Source organism: Variovorax sp. LjRoot130 (assembly GCF_964253755.1).
Classification (GTDB): Bacteria; Pseudomonadota; Gammaproteobacteria; order Burkholderiales; family Burkholderiaceae_C; genus Variovorax.
In genome coordinates, this window is record NZ_CAXURM020000001.1 from 5,120,056 (window position 1) to 5,141,492 (window position 21,437).

Annotated in this window: 18 protein-coding genes and 1 pseudogene; 7 read left to right on the top strand and 12 right to left on the bottom strand. The window is 67.4% G+C overall.

The features are described from left to right. The first annotated feature begins 43 nt into the window (after positions 1–43). The gene (locus ACSQ86_RS25430; protein ID WP_436305555.1) at positions 44–319 is read left to right on the top strand and encodes a GAF domain-containing protein; all 276 of its coding nucleotides are present in this window, start codon (positions 44–46) and stop codon (positions 317–319) included. Between the two features lie 152 nt (positions 320–471). Here the strand turns inward: ACSQ86_RS25430 and ACSQ86_RS25435 are convergent, their stop codons facing one another. Beyond that, positions 472–921: a topoisomerase DNA-binding C4 zinc finger domain-containing protein gene (locus ACSQ86_RS25435; protein WP_436305556.1), complete on the bottom strand. Its 450-nt coding sequence runs from the start codon at positions 919–921 to the stop codon at positions 472–474. A gap of 54 nt (positions 922–975) precedes the next feature. On the opposite strand from ACSQ86_RS25435, the gene ACSQ86_RS25440 reads away from it, so the two are divergent. Next, positions 976–1,374, top strand: coding sequence for a nuclear transport factor 2 family protein (locus tag ACSQ86_RS25440; protein WP_436305557.1), 399 nt, complete (start codon positions 976–978; stop codon positions 1,372–1,374). 138 nt (positions 1,375–1,512) lie between these two features. Then, the gene (locus ACSQ86_RS25445; RefSeq protein WP_436309795.1) at positions 1,513–4,107 is read left to right on the top strand and encodes a winged helix-turn-helix domain-containing protein; all 2,595 of its coding nucleotides are present in this window, start codon (positions 1,513–1,515) and stop codon (positions 4,105–4,107) included. Here the strand turns inward: ACSQ86_RS25445 and ACSQ86_RS25450 are convergent. Further along, positions 4,070–7,840, bottom strand: coding sequence for an alpha/beta fold hydrolase (locus tag ACSQ86_RS25450; RefSeq protein WP_436309796.1), 3,771 nt, complete (start codon positions 7,838–7,840; stop codon positions 4,070–4,072). The genes ACSQ86_RS25445 and ACSQ86_RS25450 overlap by 38 nt on opposite strands. Further along, complete coding sequence (locus ACSQ86_RS25455; protein ID WP_436309797.1) at positions 7,837–9,381, bottom strand: hypothetical protein; 1,545 nt, start codon at positions 9,379–9,381, stop codon at positions 7,837–7,839. Before ACSQ86_RS25455 ends, ACSQ86_RS25450 begins: the two co-directional genes overlap by 4 nt. Positions 9,382–9,603: 222 nt before the next feature. Between ACSQ86_RS25455 and ACSQ86_RS25460 the strand changes: the two genes are divergently transcribed. Both ACSQ86_RS25460 and ACSQ86_RS25465 read left to right on the top strand, forming a co-directional pair. After that, positions 9,604–10,257, top strand: a complete 654-nt coding sequence (locus ACSQ86_RS25460; RefSeq protein ID WP_436309798.1) for an N-acetyltransferase family protein — start codon at positions 9,604–9,606, stop codon at positions 10,255–10,257. A gap of 65 nt (positions 10,258–10,322) precedes the next feature. Beyond that, entirely contained in the window at positions 10,323–11,759 is a 1,437-nt protein-coding gene (locus ACSQ86_RS25465; RefSeq protein WP_436309799.1) for a cytochrome P450, read from the top strand. Here ACSQ86_RS25465 and ACSQ86_RS25470 read toward each other — a convergent pair. The 3 genes from ACSQ86_RS25470 to ACSQ86_RS25480 are packed head-to-tail and all read right to left on the bottom strand — an operon-like array spanning position 11,742 to position 14,718. Continuing rightward, positions 11,742–12,344, bottom strand: a complete 603-nt coding sequence (locus ACSQ86_RS25470) for an SCO family protein (RefSeq protein WP_436309800.1) — start codon at positions 12,342–12,344, stop codon at positions 11,742–11,744. The two genes, ACSQ86_RS25465 and ACSQ86_RS25470, sit on opposite strands and share 18 nt — an antisense overlap. Beyond that, entirely contained in the window at positions 12,341–12,778 is a 438-nt protein-coding gene (locus tag ACSQ86_RS25475) for a hypothetical protein (protein WP_436309801.1), read from the bottom strand. The genes ACSQ86_RS25470 and ACSQ86_RS25475 overlap by 4 nt, the downstream gene beginning before the upstream one ends. A gap of 32 nt (positions 12,779–12,810) precedes the next feature. Beyond that, positions 12,811–14,718: a galactose oxidase-like domain-containing protein gene (locus tag ACSQ86_RS25480; protein WP_436309802.1), complete on the bottom strand. Its 1,908-nt coding sequence runs from the start codon at positions 14,716–14,718 to the stop codon at positions 12,811–12,813. Positions 14,719–14,921: 203 nt separating this feature from the next. Between ACSQ86_RS25480 and ACSQ86_RS25485 the strand changes: the two genes are divergently transcribed. Then, positions 14,922–15,389: an SET domain-containing protein gene (locus ACSQ86_RS25485; protein WP_436309803.1), complete on the top strand. Its 468-nt coding sequence runs from the start codon at positions 14,922–14,924 to the stop codon at positions 15,387–15,389. On the opposite strand, the gene ACSQ86_RS25490 is transcribed toward ACSQ86_RS25485, so the two are convergent. Both ACSQ86_RS25490 and ACSQ86_RS25495 read right to left on the bottom strand, forming a co-directional pair. Continuing rightward, the gene (locus ACSQ86_RS25490; protein ID WP_436309804.1) at positions 15,386–16,672 is read right to left on the bottom strand and encodes a lytic murein transglycosylase; all 1,287 of its coding nucleotides are present in this window, start codon (positions 16,670–16,672) and stop codon (positions 15,386–15,388) included. The genes ACSQ86_RS25485 and ACSQ86_RS25490 overlap by 4 nt on opposite strands. A 34-nt stretch (positions 16,673–16,706) precedes the next feature. Then, complete coding sequence (locus tag ACSQ86_RS25495; RefSeq protein ID WP_436309805.1) at positions 16,707–17,342, bottom strand: FABP family protein; 636 nt, start codon at positions 17,340–17,342, stop codon at positions 16,707–16,709. Between the two features lie 134 nt (positions 17,343–17,476). On the opposite strand from ACSQ86_RS25495, the pseudogene ACSQ86_RS25500 reads away from it, so the two are divergent. Continuing rightward, positions 17,477–18,216 (top strand): annotated as a pseudogene (locus tag ACSQ86_RS25500) (hypothetical protein). Positions 18,217–18,220: 4 nt separating this feature from the next. On the opposite strand, the gene ACSQ86_RS25505 reads toward ACSQ86_RS25500, so the two are convergent. The 4 genes from ACSQ86_RS25505 to ACSQ86_RS25520 are packed head-to-tail and all read right to left on the bottom strand — an operon-like array spanning position 18,221 to position 21,417. Beyond that, the gene (locus tag ACSQ86_RS25505; RefSeq protein ID WP_436309806.1) at positions 18,221–19,012 is read right to left on the bottom strand and encodes an IclR family transcriptional regulator; all 792 of its coding nucleotides are present in this window, start codon (positions 19,010–19,012) and stop codon (positions 18,221–18,223) included. Positions 19,013–19,030: 18 nt separating this feature from the next. Continuing rightward, positions 19,031–19,723 (bottom strand): amino acid ABC transporter permease, encoded by a 693-nt coding sequence (locus ACSQ86_RS25510; protein WP_436309807.1) that lies wholly within the window; start codon positions 19,721–19,723, stop codon positions 19,031–19,033. Then, positions 19,720–20,487 carry an amino acid ABC transporter permease gene (locus tag ACSQ86_RS25515; protein ID WP_436309808.1) on the bottom strand — a complete coding sequence of 256 codons (768 nt, stop codon included), beginning with the start codon at positions 20,485–20,487 and terminating at the stop codon, positions 19,720–19,722. The genes ACSQ86_RS25510 and ACSQ86_RS25515 overlap by 4 nt, the downstream gene beginning before the upstream one ends. A 30-nt stretch (positions 20,488–20,517) precedes the next feature. Beyond that, a complete protein-coding gene (locus tag ACSQ86_RS25520; protein WP_436309809.1) occupies positions 20,518–21,417 on the bottom strand; it encodes a transporter substrate-binding domain-containing protein in 900 nt (299 codons plus the stop codon). Between the last annotated feature and the right edge of the window lie 20 nt (positions 21,418–21,437).

The following is a 21,437-nucleotide window of genomic DNA, read 5'->3' on the forward strand; positions in this document are numbered from 1 at the left end:
ATTTCCGCCTCCTCCAAGGCGGGGAAGATACGGCCCGAGTACCTTGCTGCAGTGCCCTTCGACAAAAGCTTCTGTCAGTTTGTTCTTCGGGACAGCTCGTTCAGGAACAGACGACTCGGCGGCTGACCCAAGGCTCGAAGGCCATCCTTATCAAGGCGTGGTCGTCTCGTATCACAGCGTTCCGCTGGTGACAGCTGCCGGCGAGCTGTGGGGCACGCTGAGCCATTTCGACATGGCGTCCCTGCCGCTGTCTGATGACGAGTTCGAGCTTCTGCAGAGTGCAGCCAGGCTGCTGCCAAGTTTCCTTGTCGAAGGTTGAATCAGCGGCGGTCTTTCCAATCTCTTCATCGGACGTTCGCCGAGATTCAATCTCGGCGCCGACACAGCGAATCGCTCAAGCGCCCTTGTCCAGCCGCGCATGGATGTTCCGCACCGTCCATCAGCTTCTTCACGCGCGACCTCGACCGGCGCTCATGCAGTGCCCCTGCATTTGGGAAACGCAGCGCATCCCCAGAAAGATTCGCCCACATGCGCGCCCTTCCTCGCGGTCCTTCGCACCATGTGCCCCGCGCATCGTGGGCATACAGGCGTTGCCGATGCGCTGCTGGTGTCCGTCGCTTCAGGCTGGGGCTTTGCTTCAGCACTCCATGAGCGCTCGTCGAGCCCTGCTCCACGCGCCGATCGGATCAACTCGAAGAGCACATCGCCACCCAAATCAACTTGGCATTGCGTCCCTTGGCGAACTCGCGCGCCTCGTCCGTGAATCGCCCCGACGTCACGACGAACCCACCACCCGCGGCGCTGCCCGATGTGACCTGCGGCCTGGTCACTATCTCGGCCGCGATTCGAACAGCCCATGCATGCGCAAGGAAGTAGCTCACCGGTGCCAGCGAAACGCTTAACCGCAGCGCGGCGTTGCATCTTGCACTTGTAGTACTAAACTATTCGCCCTTTCAACCCACAAGGAGACGCGCCATGGGTACCCCCACCGAGATTGCGAAGCAAGGCTACGCAGCGTTCGCCAGCCGCGATATTCCTGCGCTCCTCGCGCTCCTTGCAGATGACGTGGAATGGCGATTCCTGGGCAGTCCGGAAACCGGTACGCCCTATGGCGGAACCTGCAAGGGCAAGCAGCAGGTGGCCGAATTCTTCGGAAAGCTCGCGCAGGCCGATGAGATTCAGGAGTTCGAGCCTCGCGAGTTCCTCGAAGGGCCCAACCACGTGACGGTCCTCGGCCGCGTAAAGAGCAGGGCGCTCCCGGATGGCAAGATGCACGAGTCCGAATGGGTGCAGGTCTTTACGTGGAAAGACGACACCAAGATCAGCCGCTGGATTGGGACGGGGGACACGGCCGCCAGACTCAACTCGAAGTAGCCGGGCATCGACAAAAATTGTTACCGCAGTTGTTACTTTCGACCGACGCGGTTACAACCCTGGCTTTGCCTGTGTTCATACCGCTTTGAGGTCGCTTTGCTTCCGACTGATTCGATCTACCGCTTCGACAATATCGAATTGCGCCCTTCCACCCGGCAACTGCTGGTAGGGGGCCAGCCCGCCAACCTGGGGAGCCGCGCCTTCGATGTGCTTTCGGCCTTGATCGCGCACCGCGAGCGGATGCTGACCAAGAACGAGCTGCTCGAGATGGTGTGGCCGAACCTGGTGGTGGAGGAAAACAACCTCCAGGTGCATGTGAGCGCGCTGCGCAAGCTGCTGGGGCCCAAAGCCATCGTCACGATTCCGGGCCGCGGCTATCGCTTCGCCGCCGCGCTGGACGCCCTGCCCGCTTTGGCCGCGGTCGCCGCGGTTGCCGCGAGCGCCGGGGCGCCCGCATCGAGTCCCAGGGGCGCTCCCATGGCATCTGCCGCCAGGGCCCTGCGCTCGGACACCGGCAACCTGCCTGCCCTGCTGCCCCCCTTGCTGGGCCGGGATGCCGAGCTGGCGATGCTGCGCGAGCTGGTGCTGCAGCAGCATCGGCTGCTCAGCCTGCTGGGGCCGGGCGGCATCGGCAAGACCAGCCTGGCCCGCGCCGCCGCCCGCCAGGTGGCGCACGACTTCCGGGACGGCGCCTGGATGGTGGAGCTGGCCTCCATCTCGGACCCGGCCGCGCTGCCCGGCGCGGTGGCGCTCGCCTTGAGCATCAACCTGCCCGGCCGGGCCGACGCGAGCGTCGAGCTGGCCGAACGTCTGCGCGGCCACGAACTGCTGGTGCTGGACAACTGCGAGCACCTGATCGAGCCCGTGGCTGCGCTCGTGGGCTACTTGCTCGAAGCCGTGCCCAAGCTGCATGTCCTGGTCACGAGCCAGGAGCCCTTGAAGCTGGCCACCGAGCGGCCGGTCCGGCTCGGCGCCCTGGCAGTGCCGGACCATGCCGTCCTGGCCGACGCGGCGACGCATGGCGCGGTGGCCCTGTTCGTGGCTCGCGTCGGCGCCATGCAGCCGGGCTTCCGGCTCGACGAAGGCAATCTGGACGCGGTGGTGGACATTTGCCGCGAGCTCGACGGCCTGCCGCTGGCGCTGGAACTCGCCGCCGCGCGCGTGCCGCTCCTGGGCGTGCAGGGCGTGCGGCAGCACCTGGCCCAGCGCCTGCATGTGCTGAAGAGCGGCGTGCGCGATGCGCCTTCGCGCCATCGCACCCTGCGCACCACGCTCGATTGGAGCCATGCGCTGCTGAGCCCGGATGAGCAGAAGGTGTTCCGCCGGCTCGGCGTGTTCGTCGGCGGCTTCGGCCTCGAACTGGCGCAGCAGGTGGCGTCCGACGAGAGCATCGATATCTGGGCCGTGCTGGACCATCTCGGCAACCTGGTCGACAAGTCGATCGTCGTGGTCGATGCCGGCCCGGTGCCGCGCTACCGCCTGCTGGAGACGGCCCGCGTCTACGCCCGCGAGCAGCTCGAGGCGGCCTCCGAATGGGACAGCCTGCGACAATGGCATGCGCGCTGCATGCAGTCGGCGCTCGACCGGCGCGTGCGTGCCGGCCACCTGGGCGCCGAGACGGTGGACCAGTGGGTGCTGGCCTGCAGCCCCGAGATCGACAACCTGCGCAGCGCGATCGAATGGGCCTGCGGCCCCGGCGGCGATGCCGCGCTGGCGCTCGACCTGGTGAACATCGCCGCGGTGCTGATGTACCAGGCAGGCCGCTACCCCGAATGCCTGCGCTGGATGCTGATGGCCGAGCCCCTGATCGACGAGGCCACGCCGGCGCAGGTGGTGGCCGAGTTCAGCCTCGGCCTGGCGCTGGTCGGGCTGCACGGCGGCATCAGCGCGCAGCGGCGGATGCAACTGCTCGACCGGGCCTGCGACATCTTCGAGCGGCAGCCGCCGCACGGCCTGCTGGCCCTCACCCTGTGCTCGAATGCCTACGTGGCAGCCGTGAGCGGCGATTTCGACAGCGCCGAGCGCAGGCTGGCGCAATGCCGCGAGCTGGTCGAGCAACCCGGCCTGCGCCCCTTCAAGGGCACCTGGCTGTACTGCACGGGCATGGTGCGGCGCTACCAGGACCAGCCCGTCCAGGCGCTGTCTGCCTTCTCCCAGGCGCTGCCGCTGGTGCGGTCGGAGGGCAACGCGCGCACGCTGTTCCATGTGCTCAACAACCTGGCTGCCATGCATCACGAACTGGGGCATGTCGACGAGGCGGTGGCCCAGTTCCGCGGGCTCATCGACCATTTGCAGCGCTCGCCGCTGGCCGATGCGCAGATGATGGCCTTCGCGCTGAACTGGTACGCGCATGCGCTGACCGGTCAGGGCGCGCTCGAGGAGGCCCAGGCCCAGGTGCTTCGAAGCCTGCCGCATTGCCGCCGTTCGGTCGGGCTGCGCCACTTCGCGGGCATGCTGGCGCTGCTGGCGGCGCGCCAGGGCCGGCTGCGCGAGGCCGCGTTGCTGATCGGCTGCGACGACGCCGCGCGCCAGCGGCGCGGCGAGCGGCGCTCGCCCAGCGACGACCGCGCGATGGCGGCCGCCCTGGCGCTCATCGGTGCCGCGCATCCGGCGGCCAGCATCGAGGCCTGGCGCCTCGAAGGGGCCGGGCTCGACGAGGACGCCATCATGGCGCTGGTGTCCGAGCGGCACCTTCTCAACGCTGCCTCGGGTCCGCACGTTCGAGCTGCGTGATCAGGTAGGGGAAGACGTCCCGCGCCGCATCGCGCCCGATGAACAGGTCCATGTGGGCGTAGCCGTCGAAGATGTGGCGCGTGTAGAGCGCCGGGTCGTTGAAGGCCGACAGCCAGCTCTGCGTGCGGATGCAGGTTTCCGGGAAGAAGAGCTGGTTGCCGGCGCCGGCCACGAAGCTGATCGGCAGCGCCAGCCGCGGCGCGTTCTCCGGCACGACATAGACGTCGCGCCCCTCGCTGTCCACCGCCTTGGCCTGCTGCATCATCAGGCTCAGCTGCTCGAAGGGGCGCAGTGACACGCAGCCGAACATTTCCGCCAGCGCCGTGTGGGTGGCGTTGTTCAGCTGCGCATGCGCATACGAGGGGCCGAAGATGGAGAACACGCGGCGGCACAGCGGGTTCTTGCATTCCTCGCCGGCGGGAATGGGCACCTTCCAGGCGAGCGTGTCGATTTCGCGGTCCAAGTCGGTGGTGCCGGGCACGCTGTCGAAGCGGTCCTCCAGCGGTGCATAGCCTTCCAGCAGCCGGGCCAGGCCGAGATCGGCCTTGGCGTAGTTGAGCCAGTTCGTCACCGGATGCAGCGTCAGCTGCGAGGAGACGATCGACCGCACGCCGGTCATGCCGTCGAGCAAGGCCATCAGCAGGCTCATCGAACCGACGCAGTGCGCGATCGCCTGCAGATCCCGTGCGCCCGTGGCCTCCAGGATGAAGCGCACTGCGGCCGGCCAGTCGATGCGGGCGATGTCGTCGATGGTGAAGGGGGCGATCGGGCTGCCGGAATCGGGGCTGGCCCGGTAATCGAACAGCCACACGTCCCAGCCGCGCGCGCAGAGCGCTTCCACCAGGTTCTGCTCCACCGTGTCGGTGGCGAAGGACGACGCCCGCACCGAGAAGCCCGGCGCCAGCACCACCGGCCCGCGCGCGCCGCCGGCATAGCGGGTGAGCTTGATCCGGAAGCCGTCGCCGACGTCCACGCTGTGCGGCACCGGCACCGGTGCGTGCAATGCGCGCCGCTGTAGCTGGGGGAGGTCGAGCGCCGGGAAGTTGTTCAAGTCCGCCAGCAGTCCGCCGTAGGCGCGGAACAGCGTCGTGGCGAAAAAGCCGCCGAACTTGGCCAGGTAGGCGGCGTTGATGGCGTCGCGCGCGGCCGGCACCTGCTGCTCCACCTCGCCCAGCAGGTTCGCGGGCGGCTCGAGCTTGATGGAGGAGGCCTGCCACAGGAGATCGTCGAGGTCGAGCGTCAGGATGCCCTGCGCGACCAGCGGGCTCTCGGCGCTTTCCACGTCGTGCACGCGCACGAACAGCGTGGTGGTGTCGGTCCAGGGTGAGGACCCGGGCCGCTGGTGCAGCAGCTTGTGGCCCTTGAAGCGCAGCCGCGAGTCGCCGCGCTGCAGCATCATCTCGTAGGTCATGGTCCAGGTTTCCACGCGCTGCGCGTCGGCCGGCAGCAGGTGGAACACGCCGCTCACCACCGGCATCGGCTCGTGCCACAGCGCCGGGCAGGTGACGGTGCCGGAGATGGTTGCGGCGTGGGTCGGGTCCGAGACCATCGCGTGCAGGTCGTGGGTATGGATGGTCAGCTCGAAGCACATCGTCTGGTTGCGCACGCGGCCCCAGGCGCAGGCGACTTCGTAATCGTCGGCGATGCGGCGCGCCGCGTCGGGGCGCGCGACCACCGCCTCGGTGCTGATCCAGCCTTGCATGGTTTCGGTGAACTGGAAGCTCGGGCTGAGCAGCGCCGGATCCTTCTCGATGAGCTTCTTGATCGCGTACTTCGCCAGCTCGATGGCGCCTGTTTCGAGATTCCCGGTCACGCTCTGGAGCAGCGCTTCGGCGTCGTGCGCGATCGACGAGATCTCGCGCTCCAGCCGCTCCAGCAGGCCCGAAGGAGGCGCGGCGGGAGGCGAGGATGCGCTGCTGCGCGTCGGCAAGATCTGGCGTGGCTTCAGGCCGAGGTCGATCGCCCAGCCTCGCGCGTCGCACAGGTTCTGGCTGGCGCGCTCGGCCAGCGCCGTGATGGTCAGCAGCGGATTCACGCCTGCCGCGCCCGGCAGCACCGCGCCGTCGCAGACGTACAGGCCCTCGTGCACCGCACCGCCGTCGTTGCCCGAGAACACCTGGCTCTGGTGGTTGACCACGCCATCGCGCGCACTGTCGCCCATGCCGCAGCCGCCGAGCGGGTGCACGGTGATCAGCTTGCGGCCGAGCGATTCGGCCGACAGCGGGTTCGGGATGAACTGGCCCTGGACCGCGTCGTTGGCGGCCTTCAGCCACGCCTCGTCCCTGGCGATCGTGGGGCTGGCGCCGGCGTTCGGCCAGTCGATGCGCAGCCGGTCGTCCTCGAGGTGCAGGCGGCCGGCCGCCTCGTCCACGCTCATCACCAGGTAGGTCTGCGTGCGGGCCACCGCGCCGCTGTAGGCCAGTTGGGTCAGGCTGCCGGGGTCGCCCTGCACCGCCTCGCCCAGGGCCTGGGCATCGAGCAGGCGGGACTTGGCTTGCGTGGCGCCGTACGCGAACTCGCCGCCCAGCATGGCGTCGGCGAAAAACAGCGCCGGCGTCAGCAGCGGGGCCAGCGCGCCGGGGATCACGCCCTCCTCGATCACCAGCCCGTCGCCCACCTCGGGCGTCTGGCGCATGTCGATCACGCCGGTGATGCACGGCCCCGGCAGATCGGCCGGCGCGACCTCGTTGCGCCCCGTGCCCACGCCGTTGATCTTGCGCTGGACCGCCTGGCCCTCCGCATCGGTGCCGGACTGCCAGTAGCTGTTGTAGCCCAGGGCGAGCACATCGCCGTTGCCGGAGAAGCGCTGGCCGAGCCGGTCCGACAGCGGCAGTCCGTGCGCCTTGGAGCGCAGCAGGATCTCGGTCGAGCCCAGGGCGCCTGCGCCGAGCATCACCACATCGGCGGTGACGCTGCGCCGGCCAGCGGTCCCCTGCGCGGCCGGGCCGTCCGGACCCCGCAAGCCGACCTCGTCGAAGAACACGCGCCAGCGCGCGCCGTCGCGCTCGACGTGGCTGACCCGCGCGCCCGTGAAGATCTGCGCGCCGTGGCCGTGCGCGTCGGGCAGGTAGTTCATGCGCGTGGTGTTCTTCGCACCCACGTTGCAGCCGCTGGTGCAATCGCCGCACAGGTTGCAGCGCGGCTGCGTCACGCCGAACGGGTTCACCTGGTCGACGAAGTTCACCGCGATCGGCGGGCGCTTGAACGGCTTCTTCATCGCCGCGGCCGATTTCTGCAGCGCCAGCAGCTTGTTCAGCGGCGGGAAGTCTTCCGAATCCTCGGGATAGGGCGAGGGGTCGAGCATCTGCCGGGCGCGTGAGATGTAGGGATCGAGCAGCTTCGGGTCGCGGCGGAACTCGGCCGGCCAGGGCGTGGCGTCGAACAGGCGCGGATCGATCTCCAGCGCGACGTTGGCATTGATCAGCGAGGTGCCGCCCAGGCCGCAGCCCACCATCGCCAGCATGTCGTCGTTCAGGTGCAGGTTGTACAGGCCGTCGGGCGCGCCGAGCTTGCCGCGCGCACCGTCGATCTGCATGTCGGCCTGCGCGGTGGCGATGTCGTTCGGGAACTGGCCGGGCAGGATCTCGCGGCCGCGCTCCAGCACGCAGACCGTCTGGCCGGCACGCGCGAGGCGCGAAGCCGCCACGCCGGCGCCATAGCCGGAACCCACCACGACCACCGTGTAGTGCGAGGCGATCTCGTCGAGTGAGCGGGAAATGGGCTTCATCATCATGCGTTCGCCTTTGCCATCGTCTTTGCCCGGGCCTCCATCTCGGCCCGTGCGTCCGCAATCACCGCGACCGAGGCGGTGAAGAATTCGTCGAGCAGCAGCGTGGCGCGGCTCTGCGTGGCCTGTTGCGCGTTGCGCGAGAACGCCTCCCAGGCCGGTGCCGTGCGTTCGATGCCGGCGGCCAGCGCCGCCAGCATCGGGTTGTCGCGGTCGCGGAAACCGCCGATGCCGCGTGCGTGCACGGGGGGCATGCGCCCGTTCACCGGATCGTTGAACAGGCGCAGCGACGCGACGTTCAACGCATCGTCGATGAACATGGCCGAGGCGCCCTGCGTGGTGGTCATGGTGGGCTGGTCCATCACCCAGCCGCCGGTGTTGAAGATGCCGACCGGCCGGTCGAAGCCGGCCACCGGCAGCTCGTCCTCGAAAGGCTTGTGGCTGTGGCCGAAGACGAAGCTGAAATCCAGCTCCGACGGCTTGAGCCCGGCCTGCTCGAGCTGCAGCTTCACCGGCCCCGACAGGTACCAGCGCAGGTCCGCCACGTCGTCGGCGCTCATCACTTCGGCATAGCCGTCGCGCTGCGACTCGGCGCCCCGGCCCAGCGTGGCGTCGAGCGTGCCGAGCACGAGCTGGCTGACCGTGATGCCCTGGAACACGTCCATGCTCCCGCTCATGCCGAAGTTCTGGTCAAGCTTGGCCACCAGCAGGGCGGCCAGCCGTTGCGAGAAGTCGTGCGATGCGGCGGCATCGCGCATCACCTGGTAGAGCTTGCCGGCGCCGGCCCCGGTCATGCCGGAACTGCCGAGGTCGGACCACATGAAGTCGACCCAGGCGCCGTTCTGGCCCTCCAGGTCCGAGATCGTCACGGTGCCGGGGTTGCGTCCCGCGCTCCGGCCCGGAGCCTGCGCATTCAGGATCGTCATCACCCGGTACATCGGGTCGATGTAGTGCCCGTGGTGCAGCACGACGCAGCGGCGGCGCGACGCATCGAGCAGGCCGAGATTCGGGTAGGCGATGTCCACCCGCGCGTCGGCCAGGCCCGGGCAGCCGGCCACGAGGCGCGTCAGCATCGACGAAGCGATCCGGGCGGCACCGGCCACATCTCCCGCTACAGCGTCCTCGAACAGCGCGGTGTGCTTGATCAGGTCGTCCTCGATGCGGCCCTGCTGCAGCGCGTCCTGGAACTGCTGGTCCTGTGCGATGCGCCAGAGATGGTGGTCGTGGTTGCCGGGCACGTACAGCACGCGCGGGGCGAACACCGGACGGCCGCCGTCCTGCATCACCGTTTCCACGAAGCACCGGAAGGCCGCCGCCACGTCGCCCATCGGCGACAGGCCCATGTCGAGCACGTCGCCCAGCAGGATCAGTGTCGGGGGCGGGCCGTCCATGGTGAACAGCAGCTGGCGCAAGGCGCTGCCGAAGGCGATCTGGGTGTCGCTGGGGCGGCCGGGATCGGGCCGTCCCTGCGCGTCGGCGTAGGTCAGGGTGCTGTAGGCGGCGCCGAGGTGAAGGTCGGACAGGCAGACATAACGCGGTGCATTCAAGGCCATGGTTCGTGGGCGGATCGGTGGACCCGGCCGGGTCCGTGCCGGGACTGTCGCCGAAGGCGGCCGCGGCGTCATGAATTCGGCCCTTAAGCGTTCTGAATTCGGGAGGCCGGCGGCCGCCTGAAGCGGGCTTCAGCACGCTTCAGTACTACTTAAGGACTGGAAGGGCGCGGCGCGAGAAGCTTGGCACTCCTTTTCACCAGCCAACGGAATAGCCCCATGCTCAAGCTGAACACCACCCCGGCCGCAGCCATTGCCGCGACGCGGCGTGCCGTGGGACTGCCTCGGCACGTGCGGCTGCGCAACGGCGTACCGGCCCAGATCCGTGCCCTGCGTTCCGACGACGCGAAGCGCTTCGGCGGCTTCGTCGCCAGGCTGTCGGCCGCCTCGCGCTGCGAGCGCTTCGGCCGCGGCTTCGGTGCCTGCTCGCCGGCCATGCTGCTGGATCTGGTCAACGTGGACGGCGTTCGCCATGCCGCTTTCGTCGCCACGCTGAGGCTGGACCACGACGAGGAGGTGATCGGGGAGGCGCGCTACGACGTCGGCGCGGACGGCGACTGCGCGGAGCTGACGCTTGTCGTGGCCGACTTCTGGCAGGGCCAGGGGTTGGCCGAGCAATTGCTCGATCGCCTGCTCGAAGCGGCGCGCGATGCCGGCCTGCATCGGCTTGTCGGCGAGGTGCCGTCTTCCAACCGCCGGATGATCCGCTTCATGCAGCGCATGGGCTTCGTCGCGTGCGCCCAGGGCGCCGATCGGCCGGTGCTGCGCATGGAACGTGGCGTGGCCCCGCGGCTGCAGCAGGCGCCCGCGCCGCGGCCCGTGGACGTGCTGCGGCGCTGGCTGAGCAACCAGCTCTTCCAGTTTGGCTTCTGAATGGCCTCCCGTGGGTCGAGATAAGATGCCGCGCTTTTAGCGCGCCGGCGCACGAAGGGACCGACATGGCGATCACCACCGATGGACCGCGTGCGGATGCACCTCTGCGGCGTATTCGCGAGCTGCCGGGGCCGCGCGGCCTGCCTCTGCTGGGCAATGCCCTCCAGATCGAGCGCGAACGCCTGCACCAGAAGGTCGAGCAGTGGGCGCGCGAGTACGGCGAGATCTACCGGTTCCGCATCGCCTCCCGCGAGTTCGTCGTCATCTCCAACCCGGGGACGGTCGCCGCGGTGCTGCGCGACCGGCCCGACGGATTCCAGCGCGGCGCAAAGCTCAACGCGGCGGCTCGCTCGCTGGGCTTCAATGGCCTGTTCACCATCAACGGCGACGAATGGAGGCGGCACCGGCCCATGGTGCTGCGCGGCCTGGACCCGACCCACATCAAGGCCTTCCATCCCACGCTGGTGAAGGTCACGCAGCGTTTCGAGGGCCGCTGGCGCCGGGCCGCGGAGGCCGGACAGCCGATCGACCTGCAGGCGGACCTGATGCGCTACACCGTCGACGTGACCGCGGGCCTGGCCTTCGGCACGGACATCAACACGTTGGAGTCGGACGAGGAGGTGATCCAGCAGCACCTGGACAAGCTGCTGCCCGCGCTGGCCAAGCGCGTGCTGTCGCCGCTGCCGCGCTGGCTGACGCGGCGCGACCGGGCGGTGGAAGCGGATCTGGCGGCGGTGCACGGCGCCGTGAACGGCTTCATCGCCGCCGCGAGGCAACGGCTCGCCGACGAGTCTGAACTGCGCGAGCACCCCCGCAACCTCATCGAAGCCATGGTCGCCGAGCGCGACCGGCCCGGCTCCGAGCTGACCGACGAGGACGTTTCCGGCAACATGCTGACCATGCTGCTGGCCGGCGAGGACACGACGGCCAACACGCTGGCGTGGATGGTCTGGCTGCTGCATCGCCATCCCGAGGCCGCGCAACGGGCCGCCGAGGAAGTTCGCCGCGTGATCGGCGAGGGATCGCATCCCACCCACGAGCAGCTGGGCCAGCTCGATTTCGTGGAAGCCTGCGCGCACGAGACGATGCGGCTGAAGCCGGTCGCCCCGCTCCTCATCCAGGAGGCCGTGCGCGATACCGTGGTGGACGGTGTGGCGGTGCCTGCCGGCACGCCGGTGATGTGCCTGATGCGCCCCGGGGCCGTGAATGCCGCGCATTTCGCCGATCCCGAGGCGTTCCGGCCGGAACGCTGGCTCGCCGGGGATGGCCCGGGCCGGGCCGCGGGCTCGGCCAAGCGGGTCGCCATGCCTTTCGGCGCCGGGCCGCGCACCTGTCCCGGCCGCTACCTCGCGCTGTCGGAGATGAAGATGGTGGCCGCCATGCTGCTCGGCGCGTTCGAGATCGCGGACGTATCCACCGCCGACGGCACGGAAGTGCAGGAGCGGCTGGCGTTCACGATGTCGCCCGTAGGCCTGAGGTTGCGGCTACGCAACGCGCCGTAGCGCGGCCATGACCTCGGCCGCCGGCGGCAGCTCGCTGGTACGCCAGACCAGCCGAGCGTGGCGATCGAACAGATAAACCTGGCCGGTATGGCGGTCGCCCGCGGCCGCGCCCCCCTTGAACAACGAGAGCATCGGGTCGAGCGCCTCGGGGGCAGGCGCCGCCGCGCTCCATATGGGCCTGGCGCCGAAACGCCGCAGCCAGCCGCTCAGGGCGGCGGGGTCGTCGGCCAGCGGGTCGATGCTCAGCGACAGCAGGCGCGCCGCCGCATCGCGCTCGGCCAGCAATGCGGCCTGCAGCGCCGAGAACAAGGCGCCCTGGATCGGGCAGACCGTGCTGCAGCCGGTGAACATCAATTGGACGGCGGTCGGGGCGCCGCGCAGCTGCGCCGCGAGCGTCGGCGCGGCGCCGTCGTGGCGCCGCAGCGGCAAGGCCGGGGCCGCCACGGCCGGCATCACCGGGCCGACGCCGGCGTTGGCACGGGCGGCCGGCGGCACCCCCAGCCACGCCAGCGCACCGGCGGCAAGCAGGCGCCGGCGCCCGGGGGATGCAACCCGGGATGGGACGAGGGGGCGATGCGCGTTCATTCGGGGGGGCCCTGCGTCAGGTAGTCCCACAAGGCCGCGCACTGGCCATCGTCGGCATCGAAGCGCGGCATGGCTCGGGGCAACACGATGTGGGCCGGATCGACGCCGGTGCGCAGCGTGCGGCAGAAGGACGCCTGCTCGTACGCGACGGGCGGGCCGCCCCGGCGCGGGCGGGCTTCGCGCAGCTGGCGCCGGTCCAGCGGCGGCGCGAAATTGGAGGCCGCGGCGGTGGACTTGCCAGGGCCGGCGTGGCACTGGGTGCAGCGCGTCGCCGCGACCGGCAGCGGCGCGCTGTGGCCGGACAGCGTGCCGGCGAGCGGCTCGGTGCCCTCGAACAGGCGCGCGCCGCGCGCCACCGAGGCCGGCACGGTGGGTTCGCGCCACCCGCGCCACGCCAGGCCCGCGGCCAGTGCGGTTGCGAGGGCCAGCGCCATCGGGAGCCTCAGCTTGCGAAGCGCGCCGGCCACTAGCGGATGTTGATGGTGCGCGCCACGCTGGGCACGCCGCTGCCGTCCAGCGCGAACAGCATGTAGTTGCCCGGCAGCACCACGCCGCGATCGGCCGGAATGCCCAGCTGGTAGTTGCCTGCCGTGCCCGTGAAGGAGAGCGGGATGCGACGCTGGTCGGTGTTGACCGAGTGAGTGGCCGACGCCATGCGCACCAATGCAAAAGTGGCCGCCGCGCGGTCGGTGGCCACGGCGATCTGGCTGCCCCATGTGGCGGTGGCCGGCGCGGCCGTGATGGCCGGGCGGGGTGCCGGCGTTCCGTCGGGCGCCAGCAGGTAGGGTGGCGTGTAGATCTCCGCGTCAGGGTGGTCGGCAGGGCAGGCGCACAGCCCGCCGCCGCCCGCCAGCACGCGTCCGTCCAGCAGCAGCAACGCCACGCTGTGGTAGTTGCGCGGTCTCTGCATCGGCGGCAGGGTGATGAAGCTCTCGAGCACCGGGCTCCACAGCTCGGTAGCCAGCACGCTGTAGGAGTCGGAGAAGGTCACGGGCTGCGTCTGGCCGCCGATCACAAGCACCTCGCCGTTGGGCAGCACCACGCTGTTGACGAAGGTGCGGCCATAGGCCATGGGCGAGACCTTGCGCACCGTGGGTGGGTTCGGCGCGCCCGCATTGATGTCGATGATGTAGGCGGTCTTGAAGGCGTTGCCGCTGTCGTGGTTCGGCGCGCCGCCGAGCTTGAGGATCTTGCCGATGTCGTACATCACGGCGCTCGCGGTCATGGCGTACGGGTCGTCGCTGCGCGGGCCGGCCTGCAGGATGGCACCGCTGCCGAGCGTGTCGATCCAGTGCATCGCGGCGGCGGGACCGGCGTGGAACACCCAGCCGCCGGCGGCGCCGAACAGCCACATGTGGTTGTCGCCTCGGTAGACCCCGGACGCGTCCGGGCCGGCCAGCGGCGGGTTGGAGACATTGCTCGCGTCCGGCATGTTGGCCGGTACGCCGGACAGCGTGCGCCAGGTCCTGGTGCTGGCCGACCACACCTCGCCATACTTGCCGCCCAGTCCGCCGTTCCACGAACCGCCGACCGTGAATACGGAGCCGTCGGACATCGTGGTGCTGGACTGGTAGGCACGTGCGATCCCGAGTTGCGCACCCGTCACCCAGCCGCCCAGCGCCGGGTCGTAGATCGAGGTCTTCACCGCATCGCTGCCGCCGGTGACCAGCACGCTGCCGTCGGCCAGCAGGCTGAGGCCAGGGCAGAACATCTGGTGGCCCGTGGCCGTGACTGTCAGGGGGCTCGACGATCGCGTGGCGGGATCGAACACCGAGGTGTAGGTGTAGGCCTCGTTGCTGCTCGAGCTGAAGCTGGTGGGCGAGCGGGCCGCCCACAGCAGCAGCTTGCCGTCCGGCAGGTTGGCGGCCGAGGCAGGCACGAGCGGCAGCGCGATCGGATCGGACCAGGGCTTGACGGCAGCGGTGGACTGCGCCGCGGTGTATCCGGCTGCCGTGAAGCTGTACTCGTTGGATGGCAGCCACTTTCCCTTGAATCGGGAGCGCAGCCGGACCACGAGTCCCGCGCCGTCCGTGGGCAGGTTTGTCACCGTCAGCATGGTCGCGCTGGTCACGGTGTCGACCACCGGTGTCGCCGAGGAGGTCGACTGGATCGCGAAGCCGTACTGGTTGGCGCCGGTGTTGGTCCAGACGAAGGTCGCGCTGCGGCTGGCGAATTTGGTGCCGGGGGGCGGACTGGTCAGGATCGCAGGCTCTCCGCCCGGCGCCGGCCTGCTCGATGCGGACACGTCCGCGGGCGCCGCGTTGGCGCCCTGCGCTCTGCCGCCGCCTCCGTCGTCGCCGCCGCACCAAGCCAGGAACACCAGGGACGCATAAGCAAGGCCGCGCAAGGCGCGCGCCGATGGAACGCTGGTCATCGTTCCTCCTTTTTTGATCTTCATCCGACAGGTGCCAGCTTAGTCCTTGCGCGCGCAAGAAACAATACAAAAGTATTCAAACATGGCGCGCGGCCCAGCTGTTCGGATGAAACCGCCGATCTGGAGCGACTTCAGAAAGAACCTGTTCAACTACCCGATACAGCCTTCGGCAAGTTCGGGCTCCGTCTACAAATCCGACTCACATGGCAAAGGTTCGCAAACACCATTCCTCTACCCCCTGCCTCAGGGTGGGGCCCAGCGAAGTCCACGGCCTCGGCGCCTTCGCGACGCGCGCGTTGCCCGCTTTCGCATTGCTGGGTATCTACGAAGGCCGGCGCTACTCACAGCAGGAGATCGCCGCCAAGGTCTGGGATGGCCAGCTCACTTACCTGTTTACCTTGTCCAATCGGGAAACCATCGATGGCGCCAAGGGAGGCAATGGCACTCGGCACCTGAATCACGCCTGCGACCCGAACTGCGAGGCGGTCGAGGAGTACGACGACGCAGGCCAGTTGTTGCTGAAGTTCCAGACGATCGCTCCCGTGAACGCGGGGGACGAACTGTTCGTCGACTATTGCCTGACAGCGGACGACGGCTCGCCGGCCTCGGACTATCCCTGCCGTTGCGGGTCTCCCAATTGCCGCGGCACTATGCTCGCAGACCTCGGCTAGCGCTGTTGCAGGCGCTGAAGCAACTCTGCGCTCGGATAGCCGTCCGCGGGCAAGCCGACACTGCGTTGATAGCGGCGCAGGCCGTCACGGGTGGCGGGGCCCATCACGCCGTCGGGCGCTCCGCTGGCAAAGCCACGCTGATTGAGCGCGGTCTGGAGCTCGATCAGTTGGCTGCGCGTGAGAGCGGCCAGATCCCGCGGCCAAGGGGACTGCACGTCGGGGCCGCCAGTCATGCGTTGCGCAAGAAGGCCGACCGCGAGCGCATAGCTGGTCGAGTTGTTGTAGCGCAAGATGGCTCGGAAGTTCGATCCGACCAGGAAGGCCGGCCCGCGAGCGCCCGCGGGCAGCAGGATCGTGCCGTCCGCAAACTCCGGCAGTGGCTGACCGTCCGCGCTTCGCAGCCCCTCGCCGGCCCATTGAGCCGTGGACTGGCGCACGGCTGTGTCGGCCCGACCGTAGTCGAAGCCAGTCGGCAACCGGACCTCGACGCCCCAAGGCTTGTCCGCCTGCCAGCCCGCGCGCGACAGGAAGTTCGCGGTCGAGGCCATCACGTCCGCCATGCTGCCCCAGATGTCACGCCGACCATCGCCATCGGCATCCACCGCGTAGGCCAGGAAGTTTGACGGCAGGAACTGGGTCTGGCCCATGGCACCGGCCCAGGAGCCGACCAGGTGTTCGCGATCGATGTCGCCGTTGTCGACGATCTTCAGCGCCGCGAGCAACTCAGCGCGCGCCCAGTCCGCGCGACGCCCCTCGAAGCCCAGCGTCGCCAGCGCGTCGATAGTCGGGGTACTGCCGTAATTGCTGCCGTAGTTGCTCTCCATGCCCCAGATGGCGACCACGATGCTGGGCGGGACGCCGTAGCGCGAGGCCGCCGCTTCGGCTTCGTTGCGAACCTGCAGGAGCTTGTCCTGGCCCGCCGCAACACGTTGGGGGGTCACGGTTCTATCAAGATAGTCCCAGACCGTGCGCGTGAGTTCGGGCTGCACACGATCCAGTTCGATGACGCGCGGCAGGTACTGGACACTGTCGAATGCGCTGCGCAGCGTGGCCTCGCCGATGCCTCCTGCGCGCGCGGTCGCGCGGAAGTCCGCGACCCACTGTGCGAACCGCTTGCGGAGCTCTGCGTCGTCCACGGCCGCGGGCATGGGCGTCGGGAGCGCCGTTGATGGCTGCGATGGCGCTGTAGATGGCACGGAAGCGCAGCCGCCCAGCAGAGCGACCGCGAGCGCCATCAGGGCAAGCCGGGGGAAATGCAGCGATGGGAAATGGGCTTGGTGCATTCTGACTATTCGCCACCGATCCTGGCGGCGACGCTCAATCCTGCATTGCCAACGGATTGGGAGCCGGCTCACCGATCTTCGTGAGTGTGTTGCGGTCGGTGTGATGAAAGGGTTCGGCAAGCCCTTGGATCTGCATGACGGTATCTTGGTTGTACGACCAGGTGCCATCGGCATTGAACGCGACCTCGATACGCCACTCCAGCGTGGTGAAAGCATGCTCGATGAACGCGTTGGACACGATGCCGTTCACGAGGCTCCCGCGCGTGGCGACGAGTTCAAAGCAGTCTGCGTCCGCCTTCACTTGGCCGCTCGCCATCGCTACCTGGCCTCGCGGAATCGCCAGTGTGTGCATGACGGTGCCGGTGGCAGGTTCCCACAACCAGTAGCCGACCTGATCGTGATACATCTTGGTCAGGCCCGGCTTGTGGATGTAGGTGTGATAGCGCAGGCCATACAGCACTTGCGGGCCGTTGGTCTGGGGATCGATCGGCTGCAATTCGTAGTGCTCTACATAGACCTGCGTCTTCGGTCCCTGCGCCTTGGGCTTGACGTCCACGCCCTTCTCGCCCTGCCACACGCCCGCCATCCTGCGCAGCGGGCCGAGGTTGGAGAGGGTTCTTCCATCCAGGTTGGAAGGCTCGGTGTAGATGTCTTCCGGAAACGTTGGCATGGGAGAGGCCGGGAAGTTGAGTTGCAGTCGGCGAGTTCGATCGCCTGATTCTGGCCGCATCCTGCCACAACAGCGCCAACCGCAGCACGGCTGCTTGCGATGGGCGATCCATCGCCGGTTACTACACTGGTCGGATGAGCCACCCCCCTCAACCGCATCGCGTGCGAGACCTTCTTGCTTCCTATTTCTGGAGTGGCGATGCCATCCGCAGTCGAAGCGTGAGTGATGTGGTGCTGTCTGGCACGGTCGACGTGCCTGCTCCCCCTGCAAGGCTGATGGCAGATTGGGAAAGGGAGACATCGTTGCGCTTGGGCCTGGAACCCGGAGACGTCGAGGCATTGCCTCTGGCGCGAGCGCGTGCGCGCTGGCCGGACTACAGGCACTGCGTGAAGGCGGCATCCGATTGGACGCGCACGCTCGGTCTGCCCGAGGTGCTTGCCTCCTGTGACGTAGCCCTCATGGCCTGCTGCGGCGCGAAGTACCACCATGACGGCGCACGCTATGGCGGTGCGGCCTTCTGCAATCTCTTCCTGAGCGAGGACCGGGGTCTGGACCTGCATTTCCCCGCTACAGGTCATCGAATCCCGCTTGCCAGGGGAACGGCAGTGATATTCGATACCGGCCAGCCGCACGCCGTCATCAAGCGCCGCAGCGGCGGCTTCCATGTGGCCGACTTCGCGCCCGACCAGGATTGCACCCAGGTATTCCTGACCTGGGAACTTCCTATCGGAATGCCGATGTCGCGCGCGCACTTCGGATCGACTTCGACATCGATCCTTCGACCTCGTTGCAACTGGATGAAGAGCAAGTCTGGCTGAACGGCGCACGGGCCAGTGTGTGTCCGGATTCGGGCCGGTGGTGCCGAGACCGCTGAGATCCTATCTAGGTTGGATCGCCCGCCTGATCCGATCTGCGTAGGTCGTCAACGTAGGTACCATCGCGACGACTTCCTCGAGCGTGCGTCGGCTCTTCGGCGCAGAAATCGTGAGCGCCGCCACGACCCGGCCATCTGTGCCCTGTATGGGTACTGCGGCACCGACGACGCCCACGATGTACTCGGACTCGTTGGCCGCATAACCTTGGTTCTTCACCTTTCGGAGGCGCTCGAGAAGCCCCTTCGGTTCGGTGACGGTCTTGGGCGTCAGCGGCTCCCAGGGGCCGGAGGCCATGAACTTTGCGAGTTCATCCGGCGGCAACGCTGCAAGAAAGACCTGACCGCTGGACGTGCAGTGCAGCGGCGCCTTTTGCCCAGCCTGGAACTGCAGCGTGAGCGGCGACTGGCCCATGACGCTTGCGATGTACTCGACCTCGCCGAAGGACATCAGTGCCAGCCCACAGGTCTCTCCGGTCTTTTGTGCAACGGCGGTCAACAGCGCCTGGATGGGCGCGTAGACAATCGTGGAGCTCAGGATCGAGGTCGCCAATCCGACCAGCTTGGGCGCGACGGCGTACTTGCCCTTGACCGGCATCTTCTGAAGAAAGTGCAGGTCCTCCAGCGAGGCGATCATCCGGTGAGCCGTAGGCCTGGGCAGATCGAGGAGGTAGACGATATCGGCTGCGGAGATCATGCCCATCTTGGCCGCCAGGTTGAGGACCGCGAACAGCCGTTCGACGGGCGTTCCTGCGACGGCTGTCGAAGTTTTCCTGGCCTTCCTGGTCGATGTGCTCATGACCGGATTATTGGGACTCTAGCGCCGTCCTGGAACTGCATAGCGATTCTTCAGTACGGCAACGAGTTGCGACGTGATCGAGCAAAGCACCATGTAAATCACGGCGACCGCCAGGTACATCTCGACGAGGCGCCCATCACGTTGGGCGATCTTCGACGCTGCACCCAGGAGATCGGTCACGGAAAGCACGTAGACCAGCGACGTGTCCTGAAACAGGATGATCGTCTGCGTGAGCAGGATCGGACTGACAACCCGCAGGACCTGCGGGAGGATGATCAGCCGATAGCTCTGCCAGGTGGACATTCCCAACGCTCTGCAAGCGCCATACTGCCCCTTTGCTATCGACTTGAACCCGGCGCGGATGATCTCGGCGTAGTAGGCGGCCTCGAACAATGTGAAGGTCACGAAGGCCGTCCACACAGGTCCGATCTGCACCGGCCTTGAAGCTCCCGTCATCCACATCAGCACGAGCGGCATGAGGAAGAAGAACCAAAAGAGCACCATGATCAGCGGCACTGAGCGAATCAGCGTGATGTACGCGCTTGCCAGTTGCGATGCCACCGGAACTTCAAGGTGCCGCACAAGAGCCAAGCCGATACCGAGTACCAACCCTCCGACGAAGCCGACCGCGGTAAGCTCCAGCGAGAACACCAATCCTTTGAGCAGGAACGGGTAGGCCTGCGCAATCACGGAGAAATCGAAGTGATTCATGGCTTTGCGGCCTCCTTCCTCAGCAAGAAGAAGCGGCGCCGCGCGATCGTGAGTTCCGAGCCAGGCGTGCGAAGGCGCCGTTCCAAGCCATGCATGATTGCGTAGACGAAGAGAGCGAGCAGCAGATAGAGAAGGGTTGCCGCGCCAAAGGCTTGGAACGTCTTGAAGGTGAACTCGTTGATCTGTCGGGCTTGCGCGGTGAGTTCGAGAAACCCGATGGTTAGTGCTACGGACGTGTTCTTGAAGATGCCCATCACCTCGCTGGTCAGCGTAGGCATGATGATTCGCAGCGCCTGCGGAAGCAGGATGGTGCGATACACCCTCAGCTCGCTCATGCCGAGTGCCCTGGCTGCTGAACGCTGGCCGTAGGGCAACGCCTCGATACCCGCTTTGACTTGCTCGGCCACGCGCGCTCCGGTGTAGAGCGAAAGCGCGATGAGGGCCGGAACGAACGCACCCCAGGGGGGCGGCATCTTCTTCATCGCGCTGCCGAGATCGGCTGGTAGCAGTTCCGGCAGTACGAAATACCAAAGGAACATCTGGACGATGATTGGAATATTGCGGAAAACCTCCACATAGAGCCGCGCGGCCAGCGCTATGCCCCGGTTGGAGGATGTCCGGCAGCATCCGACCAGCACCCCCAAGACGAAGGCAAAACACCAGCCTGCCAGCGCCAGAGCCACCGTCCAAGCCAAACCATTGAGCAGCCAGGTGAGATACAGCTCCTCTCCGTCCTGGACTGTTTCGAAAAGGACTTCGAACACGCCGAGCTCCGGTCAGTTGCAGATGGTTCTTCAGTCGATCCTGTCGCTGGGCGCCTTGACTCGCCCCTTCAGCTTTTCCGTCATCGGAAAGGAAAGACTCACGTTGCGCGGCGGAATCGGCGACTCGAACCACTTCTTGTAGAGCTTGTCGTACTCGCCGCTCTTCATGAGGTTGCCGAGCACGCCGTCGACCAGGGCTTTGAACGCTGGATCGTCCTTGCGCAGCATCAAGCCGTAGTAGATGTTGTCGAAGCCGCCCGGCACGAGGGCAAACGATGCCGAGTTGCGCGAGTTGGCCTTCTCGCCCGCCAGCAGGATGTCGTCTTCGAGCCAGGCTACGGCACGGTTGCTGTCGAGCGTGAGCATCGATTCGCCGTGATCCTTGGCCGCGATCGTCACCAGCTCCATCTTCTGCTCTTCGTTGAACTTGCGCGCGAAGCCAACGGCATTGGAGCCCTGCGTGACCACGACGGTCTTGCCCTTGAGGTCCGTGGGCTTCTTCACGCCGGAGTCCACGCGCACCAGCCAAAGCGGCTGGCTGACGAAGGTCGCAACGGAAAAGCCGACCTGCTTCTGCCGCGCCGCATTGTTCGCGGTGCCACCGCACTCGACGTCGACAGTGCCGTTCACGACCAGCGGGATGCGATTCGACGAGTTGACCGCCACGTACTTGACTTCGAGCTTGGGCAGGTTCAGCTGCTGCTTCACCTTGTCCACGATGGCCGCGCACAGGTCCATCGAGATGCCAACGGGTTTCTGCTGGCTGTCCAGGAATGAGAACGGCACGGACGACTCGCGGTAGCCGAGCGTGATCGCTCCGGTTTCCTTGATCTTCTGCAGCGTATCGCCGCCCGCCTGGGCGAAGGTGGGCATGCTCGCAACCAACAGGCTTGCTGCTGCGATGGTGAGAAAGGACGACTTCAAGTTCATGAAAGATTCTCCTGCGGGCA